Here is a 12,702-nt window from a genome sequence, read left to right on the forward strand (position 1 = left end):
GACGGCGAAGAGGGCAGTATCAACGTGCGTTGAAGGTAGGGGATGGCGCAGGCGTTGAGGACGACGAGGGTCTCTGAAAAACGGGACTGGACATCAGTGTGCCAAGTGGCTACACTGACCCTTTGCGCTGCCTGTTAGCTGTCCCCTGTCCGTCACCAGGGGTCTGTCCTCCCTTGAGCACCGACGACCGAAGAGCCCCTGAGCTGGGGTTTCTGTCTCTGTGCGCAAGAGAGGGGCCGGTACGCGCGTAGTGAGTCCGAGCCCTCGGAAGGACCCCCTCTTGGCCGCCTCGCGCAACGCCTCGATCGCGAATACGAACAACGGCGCCAGCACCGCCCCGCTGCGCATCTCCTTTGCAAAGATCCGTGAGCCTCTCGAGGTTCCCAACCTGCTCGCGCTGCAGACCGAGAGCTTTGACTGGCTGCTCGGCAACACCGCCTGGCAGAGTCGGGTGGAGGAGGCTCTGGAGAACGGTCAGGACGTCCCCACCAAGTCCGGCCTCGAAGAGATCTTCGAGGAGATCTCCCCGATCGAGGACTTCTCCGGGTCGATGTCGCTGACCTTCCGCGACCACCGTTTCGAGCCGCCGAAGAACAGCATCGACGAGTGCAAGGAGCGCGACTTCACGTACGCGGCTCCGCTCTTCGTGACGGCAGAGTTCACCAACAACGAGACCGGCGAGATCAAGTCCCAGACGGTCTTCATGGGCGACTTCCCGCTCATGACGGGCAAGGGCACCTTCGTCATCAACGGCACCGAGCGTGTCGTCGTGTCGCAGCTGGTCCGCTCGCCCGGTGTCTACTTCGACTCCTCGATCGACAAGACGTCCGACAAGGACATCTTCTCCGCCAAGATCATCCCGTCCCGGGGTGCCTGGCTGGAGATGGAGATCGACAAGCGCGACATGGTCGGTGTCCGTATCGACCGCAAGCGCAAGCAGTCCGTGACCGTCCTCCTGAAGGCGCTCGGCTGGACCACCGAGCAGATCCTCGAGGAGTTCGGCGAGTACGAGTCCATGCGCGCCACCCTGGAGAAGGACCACACCCAGGGCCAGGACGACGCGCTGCTCGACATCTACCGCAAGCTGCGTCCGGGCGAGCCCCCCACGCGTGAGGCCGCGCAGACGCTGCTCGAGAACCTCTACTTCAACCCCAAGCGCTACGACCTGGCGAAGGTCGGCCGCTACAAGGTCAACAAGAAGCTCGGCGCGGACGAGCCGCTGGACGCCGGTGTGCTCACCACCGACGACGTCATCGCCACCATCAAGTACCTGGTCAAGCTGCACGCCGGCGAGACCGAGACGGTCGGCGAGTCCGGTCGCTCGATCATGGTCGAGACGGACGACATCGACCACTTCGGCAACCGCCGTATCCGCAGCGTCGGCGAGCTGATCCAGAACCAGGTCCGTACGGGTCTCGCCCGTATGGAGCGTGTCGTGCGTGAGCGCATGACCACCCAGGACGTCGAGGCGATCACGCCGCAGACCCTGATCAACATCCGGCCGGTCGTCGCCTCCATCAAGGAGTTCTTCGGCACCAGCCAGCTGTCCCAGTTCATGGACCAGAACAACCCGCTGTCGGGTCTGACGCACAAGCGTCGTCTCAACGCGCTCGGCCCGGGTGGTCTCTCCCGTGAGCGGGCCGGCTTCGAGGTCCGTGACGTGCACCCCTCGCACTACGGCCGGATGTGCCCGATCGAGACGCCGGAAGGCCCGAACATCGGTCTGATCGGCTCGCTGGCCTCCTACGGGCGGGTCAACGCGTTCGGTTTCATCGAGACGCCGTACCGCAAGGTCGTCGAGGGCGTCGTCACCGACGACGTCGACTACCTGACCGCCGACGAGGAGGACCGCTTCGTCATCGCGCAGGCCAACGCGCCGCTGACCGACGAACTGCGGTTCGCCGAGTCCCGCGTGCTGGTCCGCCGCCGTGGCGGCGAGGTCGACTACGTCGCCGGTGACGACGTCGACTACATGGACGTCTCGCCGCGCCAGATGGTGTCGGTCGCGACCGCCATGATCCCGTTCCTCGAGCACGACGACGCCAACCGTGCCCTCATGGGCGCGAACATGATGCGTCAGGCCGTGCCGCTCATCAAGTCCGAGTCCCCGCTCGTCGGCACCGGCATGGAGTACCGCTCCGCCGTCGACGCCGGCGACGTGGTCAAGGCCGAGAAGGCGGGTGTGGTCCAGGAGGTCTCCGCGGACTACATCACCACCGCGAACGACGACGGCACGTACATCACGTACCGCCTGGCCAAGTTCGCCCGCTCCAACCAGGGCACCTCGGTCAACCAGAAGGTCATCGTCAACGAGGGCGACCGGATCATCGAGGGCCAGGTCCTGGCCGACGGTCCGGCCACCGAGAACGGCGAGATGGCCCTCGGCAAGAACCTGCTCGTGGCGTTCATGCCGTGGGAGGGTCACAACTACGAGGACGCGATCATCCTGTCGCAGCGCCTCGTGCAGGACGACGTCCTCTCCTCGATCCACATCGAGGAGCACGAGGTCGACGCCCGTGACACCAAGCTCGGCCCCGAGGAGATCACCCGGGACATCCCGAACGTCTCCGAGGAGGTCCTCGCCGACCTCGACGAGCGCGGCATCATCCGCATCGGTGCCGAGGTCGTCGCCGGCGACATCCTGGTCGGCAAGGTCACGCCCAAGGGTGAGACCGAGCTGACGCCGGAGGAGCGCCTGCTGCGCGCGATCTTCGGTGAGAAGGCCCGTGAGGTCCGTGACACCTCGCTGAAGGTGCCGCACGGCGAGATCGGCAAGGTCATCGGCGTCCGCGTCTTCGACCGTGAAGAGGGCGACGAGCTGCCGCCGGGCGTGAACCAGCTGGTTCGTGTCTACGTGGCGCAGAAGCGCAAGATCACGGACGGTGACAAGCTCGCCGGCCGCCACGGCAACAAGGGTGTCATCTCCAAGATCCTGCCCATCGAGGACATGCCGTTCCTCGAGGACGGGACCCCGGTCGACATCATCCTCAACCCGCTCGGTGTGCCGTCCCGAATGAACCCGGGACAGGTGCTGGAGATCCACCTCGGCTGGCTCGCCAGCCGCGGCTGGGACGTCTCCGGTCTCGCCGACGACTGGGCGCAGCGCCTCCAGGCCATCGGTGCCGACGAGGTCGCCCCGGGCACCAACGTCGCCACCCCGGTCTTCGACGGTGCGCGTGAGGACGAGCTGGCCGGTCTCCTCCAGCACACGATCCCGAACCGCGACGGCGAGCGCATGGTGCTCCCGACCGGCAAGGCGCCGCTGTTCGACGGCCGCTCCGGCGAACCGTTCCCGGAGCCGATCTCGGTCGGCTACATGTACATCCTGAAGCTCCACCACCTGGTCGACGACAAGCTGCACGCCCGTTCGACCGGCCCCTACTCGATGATCACCCAGCAGCCGCTGGGTGGTAAGGCCCAGTTCGGTGGCCAGCGGTTCGGCGAGATGGAGGTGTGGGCGCTGGAGGCGTACGGCGCCGCCTACGCCCTCCAGGAGCTGCTGACCATCAAGTCCGACGACGTCACCGGCCGCGTGAAGGTCTACGAGGCCATCGTCAAGGGCGAGAACATCCCCGAGCCCGGCATCCCCGAGTCCTTCAAGGTGCTCATCAAGGAGATGCAGTCGCTCTGCCTGAACGTGGAGGTGCTGTCCAGCGACGGCATGTCCATCGAGATGCGTGACACCGACGAGGACGTCTTCCGCGCAGCGGAGGAGCTCGGCATCGACCTGTCCCGGCGTGAGCCGAGCAGCGTCGAAGAGGTCTGACGGGAGTCCGGCGGGGCCTGCGCGATCAGCGCCCCGCCGACCCCCAGGCCCCCGTTTCAGACCAAAGACTTACAACCCTGAGAGGGATTGACGCATAGTGCTCGACGTCAACTTCTTCGATGAGCTCCGGATCGGTCTGGCAACCGCTGACGACATCCGTCAGTGGAGCCACGGCGAGGTCAAGAAGCCCGAGACCATCAACTACCGCACCCTCAAGCCCGAAAAGGACGGACTCTTCTGCGAGAAGATCTTCGGTCCGACCCGGGACTGGGAGTGCTACTGCGGCAAGTACAAGCGCGTTCGCTTCAAGGGCATCATCTGTGAGCGCTGTGGCGTCGAGGTCACGCGCGCCAAGGTGCGCCGTGAGCGGATGGGCCACATCGAGCTTGCCGCGCCCGTCACGCACATCTGGTACTTCAAGGGTGTGCCGAGCCGGCTGGGTTATCTGCTCGACCTGGCTCCCAAGGACCTCGAGAAGGTCATCTACTTCGCGGCGTACATGATCACGTTCGTCGACGAGGAGCGCCGTACGCGTGACCTGCCCTCCCTGGAGGCGCATGTCTCCGTGGAGCGCCAGCAGGTCGAGAACCGCCGGGACGCCGACCTGGAGGCCCGCGCCAAGAAGCTCGAGACCGACCTGGCCGAGCTGGAGGCCGAGGGCGCCAAGGCCGACGTACGCCGCAAGGTGCGCGAAGGTGCCGAGCGGGAGATGAAGCAGCTGCGCGACCGTTCGCAGCGCGAGATCGACCGTCTCGACGAGGTGTGGACCCGCTTCAAGAACCTCAAGGTCCAGGACCTGGAGGGCGACGAGCTGCTCTACCGCGAGCTGCGGGACCGCTTCGGCACGTACTTCGACGGTTCGATGGGTGCCGCGGCGCTGCAGAAGCGCCTGGAGTCCTTCGACCTCGACGAGGAGGCCGAGCGCCTCCGCGAGATCATCCGCACCGGCAAGGGCCAGAAGAAGACCCGTGCGCTCAAGCGCCTGAAGGTCGTCTCCGCGTTCCTGCAGACCAGCAACAGCCCCAAGGGCATGGTCCTTGACTGCGTGCCGGTCATCCCGCCGGACCTGCGTCCGATGGTGCAGCTGGACGGTGGCCGCTTCGCGACCTCCGACCTGAACGACCTGTACCGCCGGGTGATCAACCGGAACAACCGTCTGAAGCGGCTTCTCGACCTCGGTGCGCCCGAGATCATCGTCAACAACGAGAAGCGCATGCTCCAGGAGGCCGTCGACGCCCTCTTCGACAACGGTCGTCGTGGTCGCCCGGTCACCGGTCCCGGTAACCGTCCGCTGAAGTCCCTCAGCGACATGCTGAAGGGCAAGCAGGGCCGTTTCCGTCAGAACCTGCTCGGCAAGCGTGTGGACTACTCCGCGCGTTCCGTGATCGTCGTCGGTCCGCAGCTGAAGCTGCACCAGTGCGGTCTGCCGAAGGCGATGGCGCTCGAGCTCTTCAAGCCGTTCGTCATGAAGCGGCTCGTGGACCTCAACCACGCGCAGAACATCAAGTCCGCCAAGCGGATGGTCGAGCGCGGCCGGACCGTGGTGTACGACGTCCTCGAAGAGGTCATCGCCGAGCACCCGGTGCTGCTGAACCGTGCGCCCACCCTGCACCGCCTCGGCATCCAGGCCTTCGAGCCGCAGCTGGTCGAGGGCAAGGCCATCCAGATCCACCCGCTCGTCTGCACCGCGTTCAACGCGGACTTCGACGGCGACCAGATGGCCGTCCACCTGCCGCTCTCCGCGGAGGCGCAGGCCGAGGCCCGCATCCTGATGCTGTCCTCGAACAACATCCTCAAGCCCGCCGACGGCCGTCCGGTGACGATGCCGACCCAGGACATGGTCCTCGGTCTGTTCTTCCTCACCACCGACGGCGAGATGCGTGACGTCAAGGGCGAGGGCCGCAACTTCGCGTCCGTCGCCGAGGCGATCATGGCGTTCGACGCGGGTGAGCTGTCGCTCCAGTCGCGCGTGGACATCCGCTTCCCGGTGGGCACCATCCCGCCGCGCGGCTGGACCCCGCCGGCCCAGGAGGAGGGCGAGCCGGAGTGGCAGCAGGGGGACTCGTTCCGCCTGAACACCACCCTGGGCCGCGCGCTCTTCAACGAGCTGCTGCCCGAGGACTACCCGTTCGTCGACTACGAGGTCGGCAAGAAGCAGCTCTCCGAGATCGTCAACGACCTCGCCGAGCGGTACCCCAAGGTCATCGTGGCGGCGACGCTCGACAACCTGAAGGCGTCCGGCTTCTTCTGGGCGACCCGTTCCGGTGTCACCGTGGCCATCTCCGACGTCGTCGTTCCCGAGGCGAAGAAGGAGATCGTCAAGGGTTACGAGGCGCAGGACGAGAAGGTCCAGAAGCAGTACGAGCGCGGTCTGATCACCAAGGAAGAGCGCACTCAGGAGCTCATCGCGATCTGGACCAAGGCGACCAACGAGGTCGCCGAGGCGATGAACGCGAACTTCCCGAAGACCAACCCGGTCTCCATGATGGTCAACTCGGGTGCTCGCGGAAACATGATGCAGATGCGTCAGATCGCCGGTATGCGCGGTCTGGTGTCGAACGCCAAGAACGAGACGATTCCGCGTCCCATCAAGGCGTCCTTCCGTGAAGGCCTCTCCGTGCTGGAGTACTTCATCTCCACCCACGGTGCCCGTAAGGGTCTCGCGGACACCGCCCTGCGTACCGCCGACTCGGGTTACCTCACCCGTCGTCTGGTGGACGTCTCGCAGGACGTCATCATCCGCGAGGAGGACTGCGGCACCGAGCGCGGTCTGAAGCTGAAGATCGCGATCCGCGGCGAGGACGGCGTCCTGCGCAAGACGGACGACGTCGAGACCAGCGTCTACGCCCGCATGCTCGCCGAGGACGTCGTCATCGACGGCAAGGTGATCGCGCCGGCCAACGTGGACCTGGGCGACGTGCTCATCGACCAGCTGGTGCGCCACGGTGTCGAGGAGGTCAAGACCCGCTCGATCCTGACCTGTGAGTCCCAGGTCGGCACCTGCGCCATGTGCTACGGCCGCTCGCTGGCCACCGGCAAGCTGGTCGACATCGGTGAGGCGGTCGGCATCATCGCCGCCCAGTCCATCGGTGAGCCCGGTACCCAGCTGACGATGCGTACCTTCCACACCGGTGGTGTGGCCGGTGACGACATCACCCAGGGTCTGCCGCGTGTCGTCGAGCTCTTCGAGGCTCGTACCCCGAAGGGTGTCGCCCCGATCTCCGAGGCCCAGGGCCGCGTGCGGATCGAGGAGACCGAGAAGACCAAGAAGCTCGTCATCACCCCGGACGACGGCAGCGACGAGACGGCGTTCCCGATCTCGAAGCGCGCCCGGCTCCTGGTCAGCGAGGGCGAGCACGTCCAGGTGGGCCAGAAGCTCACCGTGGGTGCCACCAACCCGCACGACGTGCTGCGCATTCTGGGCCAGCGTGCCGTCCAGGTCCACCTGGTCGGCGAGGTCCAGAAGGTCTACAACTCGCAGGGTGTGTCGATCCACGACAAGCACATCGAGATCATCATCCGGCAGATGCTGCGCCGGGTGACGATCATCGAGTCGGGCGACGCGGAGCTGCTGCCCGGCGAGCTGGTCGAGCGCTCGAAGTTCGAGACCGAGAACCGTCGTGTGGTCCAGGAGGGCGGTCACCCGGCCTCCGGTCGTCCGCAGCTGATGGGTATCACCAAGGCCTCGCTGGCGACGGAGTCCTGGCTGTCGGCCGCCTCCTTCCAGGAGACGACCCGAGTGCTGACGGACGCGGCGATCAACGCCAAGTCCGACAGCCTCATCGGCCTCAAGGAGAACGTCATCATCGGTAAGCTCATCCCGGCCGGTACGGGTCTGTCCCGCTACCGCAACATCCGGGTCGAGCCGACCGAGGAGGCGAAGGCCGCGATGTACTCGGCCGTCGGCTACGACGACATCGACTACTCGCCGTTCGGCACGGGCTCCGGCCAGGCCGTTCCGCTGGAGGACTACGACTACGGTCCGTACAACCAGTGAGCCGGTGAAATGAGTTGAAGGGCGGTCACCCCGTTTCGTACGGGGTGACCGCCCTTCGGCGTGTGGTTCAGCGTCCGGTGAGTTCCACGGCGGCCACGGCGGCCGTGGTGAGCGCGGCCAGGGCGCCGATGCTCGCCAGCGGCCAGCGGGAGCGCTCCAGGGAGTCAAGCCGCTGTTCGTGGTCGGCGAGCTGCTTGTCGATCTGGTCGCTGCGCTGCACCAGCAGGGCGAGCGAGCCGTCGACGCGGGCGAAACCGGCCTCCACGGTGCCGCGCAGGCGTTCCAGCTCGAGTGCGACGTCGCGTTGTTCCGGGGGCGTCATCCGTCACCCCCGGTGCGCAGCCAGGCGGGCAGCAGGGCCTGGACGCCGGGCAGGGCCATGACCCGGGTCACGGCCGCGGCGACGGCGAGGGCGCCGGCCACCCAGGGGAGTGTCCTGGAGATGCCGACGGAGTCGACGACCGTCGGCAGCAGGACGCACAGGCCGACAGCGGTCTGGACTACGGTGCGGAGGGTCCGCTTGGCGGCCTCTGACACGAGGGCCTCCTTTCTCAGGAGCTGTAGGGGACCTTCAGTGCCGCCCAGGACTTGGCGCCGGGCCAGCCGTCGGCGTCGGAGCCGGTGTAGCCGAGCCTGCGCTGCCACTTGGCGTAGGAGAGCCGGTCGGCCTCGGTCCACTGGGGGCCGGGTCCTGAGGCGTAGGCGGAGCAGCCGACCGCGACCAGGCGCTTGCCCATCGCGGTGACGACCGCCGACTTCGGCTTCTTCCGGAACCACTCGGCGCCCGGGAAGGGCTGGTGGGCGGGGGTTCCCGGGGACGTCGTGACCTTCTTGCCGAGGCGGGTGGCGACCCGGGCCCGGAAGTCGGTCATCGCGAAACCCCGCGGGTCGATCTTGGTGTTGGTCCACTCCTTGTGGCCGATCACGGAGTGGGCGCTCCAGCCGTGCGCCCGGCACAGCGCGGCGGACGCCCGGACCATGGCCTCCAGCTGGACCTCGGGCCAGGGATCCTTGCCGTTGCCGAGGTTGACGCACTCGAAGCCGTAGAAGTGGACGTTGCCGTCGGTGTCGTTCTCGTCGGGCGCGGGCAGCGCCTTCTCGGCGATCACGGCTCTGAGGACGTCGCCGTCGCCGCTGCCGGCGTGGTTGGCGCGGCCGTTGCCGACGAGGTGGACGGTGCCGTCCTTGGCGATGACGCCGTGGCAGAGGGGGCCGGGCAGGGCGGTGTAGCCGTTGAAGCACATCGCGACGGAGCCGCTGGTGCCGGAGGTGACGGTGTGATGGATGATCACGCCGTTGACCGGGCCCCAACTGCCTTTGTGGTTGCGGTTGTGGGTGCGCCAGCCGGTGTGCTCGACGACGGTGACGCCCTCGGCCTTCAGGGCGGCTACGAGGGCGTCGGCGGAGAGGGGGTTGGCCATGGGTGGTGCCTCCCTGGGGAGTTCGTGAAAAAACCCCGGCCGCCGGGGCGGCTCGGGGTACGGGTGGGGCTCGCGGGGGCGTCAGCCGGAGGTGTCGCCCTCTTCCGGCTCGCCCTCCTCCGGCTCTTCCGGCTCTTCCGCCGGCCATGCGGCGCACAGTGCCGCGTAGGCCGTCACCCTGGACCGGAAGTCGGCCAGGGCCGCGGCCACCGCCCGCTGGACCGCCGTCGGGTCGGGGACGACCGGGTCCGTGCCGACCGGCCCGATGAGGAGGTCGCCGCGGGCGTACAGGACGGCGCCGCCGGCACCCGCCTCGGAGAACGTGGCGGAGACCTGGACGGGCGGGTAGATGCCGGTGACCGGGTCGGGCGTGAGGACGGAACTGTCGCTGGTGTCGTAGACGTTGACGTGGATGGTGTGGCCGGCCTCCGTGACGGTGGCCCGGCCGGCGTAGTCGATCGCGATGCCCCAGGGCTGGGTGGGATCGATGTCCATGGGATGCCTTCCTAGGTCTGGCGGCCGTACATGAGGACCGGGGTCGCGTAGACGGTGCCGGTCGTCGCGATGGCCTGGATTTCGACCTTGAGGGGGTTGGCGGCGTCGGGGCCGAAGACCGTGCCGAAGTCGCTGCTGACCAGGTCGGTGTAATCGAACTCGGTGCCCGCGGAGACGGCGGGACCCCACTGGACGCCGGCGACCAGCACCCGGACCTGACCGGCCCCGCCGGAGCTGGCCGCGGTGCTCAGCTTGAGCCGCAGCTTGGGCTGCCAGACCGGGTTGTAGGACAGCGCGATCGTCGTCCAGGACGTCGCGGCGGTCTGCGGCCAGCGTGCCGGTGTGGCGTCCTGCGGGGGCAGCATGGTGAGCCAGGGCCGGGCCAGGCCGCCGCTGTTGACGTCGTCGGAGATGATCTCCCGGCTCGCGTTGTCGTAGATCCGCAGCGGCTGGAGCGCGGTCGAGGTGCCCACGCCGTTGAACAGGGACAGGGCGAGGCTGCCGGTCTGGCGGTGGATCTCCAGGCCGTACTCGTCGTCCTTCCACGAGCCGACCCGGAACATCGCCCCGGTGCTGCCCGGCCGCTGTACTAGCAGGGTGCCGCCGTCGGTGACCTTCAGGGTGCCGTCGCTGATCTCGACCTCGCCGCCGGTGATGGTGTTGAGCGCGGGCCGGGTGTTGACGGCGGTGGACAGCTGCTGGATCCGGCGTTCCATCTGGGTGAGCCGGTCGATGATGTCCTCGGGGAGCTGTGGCATCAGACCTCCTCCAGGTAGAGCTCGGCGGTGTCGGGGCGGCCCCGCTGTCCCGGGCTGACCTTGACGCCGACGATCCGGTAGCGGGCGTCGAGGCCCTCGGTCCACCACTCGTCGGTGATCCGCAGCCGGACGGTGCGGCCCAGGAGCGCGGGCGGCACCAGGTCGTCGAGGCGGACGCTGATCTCGGGGATCACCACCGCACCGACGCCCTCGGTGAGTTCGGCGTTGGCCAGGGACAGCAGGACCGGGACGCTGGCGACGTCGTTGTGGTCCGAGGTCAGGTCGATGCGCGGGTAGCCGGCGCCGATCAGGGTGTCGCCCACGGGGACGGTGGCGTCGGCGTACAGGGGCCGGGACTCGGCCGCCTGGTTGGTGTTGTCGGTGGCGCCGCGGGCCCGGGCGGTGGTGCCGCCGCGGGTGGCGTCGCGCGGGAAGACGTACGACAGGATCGAGCCGGGCCGGTCCATCACCAGGTCGGTGGTGCCGATGGAGATCTTCGGGCTGCCCAGTCGCAGCCGGCGCACCCGTTCGCCGCTGACCGGGTCGCGGTAGACGGCGATGTGGTGCTCGAAGCCGTTCTCCAGGGCGGCGAGCGCGTCCAGCGCCTCCAGGTAGACCGTCTCGTCGCCGTTGCGGTACGCGACCGAGCGGGTCTCGTCGGAGGTCTCGTAGCCGTAGCTCACCCCGATGTCCCCGCCGGCCAGGGTGGGCCCGCTCCCGTCGGCGAACCTGCCGGTCTGGAGGTGCTCCCACAGTTTGCGGGCCACCGCCAGCTGGTCCACGTCCTGGAGGTCGAGGTCGTCGCGGATCCGGCGGCGGCCGGCGTACGACTCGAAGGTGGCGGCCTGGATGCCGAGGGTGAGGACGCCGCGGTCGTCGCTCTGCAGGGTGGACGTCCAGATGATGCCGCCCCACCACAGGTCGTTGCCGCGCTGGAGGTAGACCGCGGTGCGGCCCTCCTCGATCCGGCGGACCCGGGTGGCCATCGCCGTGTCGGGCACCGGGACGGTGCCGGAGAGCGACCCGGCCTTGCCGATGTAGTCGTCCACGGTGACGTCGCGCAGCGGCAGGATGTCGATGGTGCGGTCGGTGAGCAGGTCGCAGAAGATCGCCCGGTACGGCGTGTTGACGGTCGTCGTCATGAGGCTGCCTCGTAGGTGGCGGTGCCCATGACGGTGTGGCCGGAGGCCCAGGTCCACGGGGTGAGGGAGTCCAGGCCGCCGGTGGCGGTGAAGGCGGTGGCGGTGGGCCGGCCCGAGGCGAGGATCAGCTCGAAGGCGCCGGTGGTGGCGAGGTAGACCCGGGCCGTGGCGCGGTTGGGGGCGTCCCCGGCGGCGAGCTCGGCGAAGCCGATCAGCGGGCGGGCCGCGGCGGCGGTCACCGGCAGTGAGAAGCGCCAGTTGTCGTTGGTGGTGGCGCCGGAGCCGAAGCTGGTGGTGCTGCCGAAGGTGATCGCGAAGTTCAGGTGCACGGTCGTGCCGAACTTGACGTACCGGCAGCTCAGCGAGGCGTTTCCGAAGGCGGGGGTGGCCGATCCGGTGCTGGTGACCCAGGTCGGCGTCCAGCTCTGCCAGGTGGGCAGGACCGGGTAGTCGGTCCACGCGGTGCCGGACCAGCGCTGCAACTGCCCGTTCACGTCCCGGTACTGGCCCGGGTAGGAGCCGCCGGTGGTGTCCGAGAACACCGGGAGGATGCCGCCGGCACCGACCGTCGCCGTACGGCGGTCGCCGAGGGTGCTCCAGTCGATGGCGGTGGTGCCTGCGCTCGCGCCCTTGGGCACGGTGACCTGGTACAGCGGCAGGGACAGCGCGGGCGGGGCCGGGACGGCGGGCACCGCGGTCGCGTCGCCCCTGACGATCTCCAGGACGGCCTCGGCGCGTCCGGAGGCGTCGTACTGGTCGTCGTGGACGCGCAGTACGACGAGGTCGACGCGGTCGTGCAGGGGGTCGCCGTCGGCGAAGACCAGGTTCAGGTACTCGGTGAGCGCGATCGGGTAGGCGCCCTGGGCGTCCGTGCCCTGGATCAGGGCCCGGCCGGGGCTGACCGTGGCGGTCATCGTGCCGGCGGTACCGGTGAGGGTGAAGCCCGCGATGCGGTAGAGGCCGCTGGCGGAGCCCGGCAGGACGCCGGAGCGGGTGGCGACCGGTGAGACGGGGGTGAGGGCGCCGAGCGAGACGAGCCGGGTGTCCTCGCGGGACTGGCCGTCGGGGGAGAGCCATCCGGAGCGTACGGGCATGACGGTTCCTTCCGAGAGGGGTGCGGTGG

At 68.4% G+C, this 12,702-nt stretch carries 9 protein-coding genes; 2 read left to right on the forward strand and 7 right to left on the reverse strand.

Annotated features, from left to right (window positions below; genetic code table 11):
• The first annotated feature begins 280 nt into the window (after nucleotides 1-280).
• Both rpoB and ACFPIH_RS26395 read left to right on the forward strand, forming a co-directional pair.
• On the forward strand, nucleotides 281-3,766 hold the full coding sequence (gene rpoB, locus ACFPIH_RS26390) for a DNA-directed RNA polymerase subunit beta (protein ID WP_381176265.1): 3,486 nt from the start codon (nucleotides 281-283) through the stop codon (nucleotides 3,764-3,766).
• A 97-nt stretch (nucleotides 3,767-3,863) separates the two neighbouring features.
• A complete protein-coding gene (locus ACFPIH_RS26395; protein WP_381176268.1) occupies nucleotides 3,864-7,763 on the forward strand; it encodes a DNA-directed RNA polymerase subunit beta' in 3,900 nt (1,299 codons plus the stop codon).
• 67 nt (nucleotides 7,764-7,830) lie between these two features.
• Here ACFPIH_RS26395 and ACFPIH_RS26400 read toward each other — a convergent pair whose 3' ends face one another.
• The 7 genes from ACFPIH_RS26400 to ACFPIH_RS26430 all read right to left on the reverse strand — a co-directional run bounded on the left by ACFPIH_RS26400 (nucleotide 7,831) and on the right by ACFPIH_RS26430 (nucleotide 12,673).
• Entirely contained in the window at nucleotides 7,831-8,085 is a 255-nt protein-coding gene (locus ACFPIH_RS26400; protein WP_381176271.1) for a hypothetical protein, read from the reverse strand.
• On the reverse strand, nucleotides 8,082-8,300 hold the full coding sequence (locus ACFPIH_RS26405) for a hypothetical protein (RefSeq protein ID WP_381176274.1): 219 nt from the start codon (nucleotides 8,298-8,300) through the stop codon (nucleotides 8,082-8,084). The genes ACFPIH_RS26400 and ACFPIH_RS26405 overlap by 4 nt, the downstream gene beginning before the upstream one ends.
• Before the next feature lie 14 nt (nucleotides 8,301-8,314).
• The gene (locus tag ACFPIH_RS26410; RefSeq protein WP_381176277.1) at nucleotides 8,315-9,184 is read right to left on the reverse strand and encodes a peptidoglycan-binding protein; all 870 of its coding nucleotides are present in this window, start codon (nucleotides 9,182-9,184) and stop codon (nucleotides 8,315-8,317) included.
• Between the two features lie 81 nt (nucleotides 9,185-9,265).
• Nucleotides 9,266-9,679: a carbonic anhydrase family protein gene (locus ACFPIH_RS26415; RefSeq protein WP_381176280.1), complete on the reverse strand. Its 414-nt coding sequence runs from the start codon at nucleotides 9,677-9,679 to the stop codon at nucleotides 9,266-9,268.
• An 11-nt stretch (nucleotides 9,680-9,690) separates the two neighbouring features.
• Nucleotides 9,691-10,437 carry a hypothetical protein gene (locus tag ACFPIH_RS26420; RefSeq protein ID WP_381176283.1) on the reverse strand — a complete coding sequence of 249 codons (747 nt, stop codon included), beginning with the start codon at nucleotides 10,435-10,437 and terminating at the stop codon, nucleotides 9,691-9,693.
• The gene (locus tag ACFPIH_RS26425; RefSeq protein WP_381176286.1) at nucleotides 10,437-11,579 is read right to left on the reverse strand and encodes a hypothetical protein; all 1,143 of its coding nucleotides are present in this window, start codon (nucleotides 11,577-11,579) and stop codon (nucleotides 10,437-10,439) included. The genes ACFPIH_RS26420 and ACFPIH_RS26425 overlap by 1 nt, the downstream gene beginning before the upstream one ends.
• The gene (locus ACFPIH_RS26430) at nucleotides 11,576-12,673 is read right to left on the reverse strand and encodes a hypothetical protein (protein ID WP_381176289.1); all 1,098 of its coding nucleotides are present in this window, start codon (nucleotides 12,671-12,673) and stop codon (nucleotides 11,576-11,578) included. The genes ACFPIH_RS26425 and ACFPIH_RS26430 overlap by 4 nt, the downstream gene beginning before the upstream one ends.
• Nucleotides 12,674-12,702: the final 29 nt, after the last annotated feature.

The sequence above is a fragment of the Streptomyces vulcanius genome, assembly GCF_042653945.1.
Classification (GTDB): domain Bacteria; phylum Actinomycetota; class Actinomycetes; order Streptomycetales; family Streptomycetaceae; genus Streptomyces; species Streptomyces mangrovi.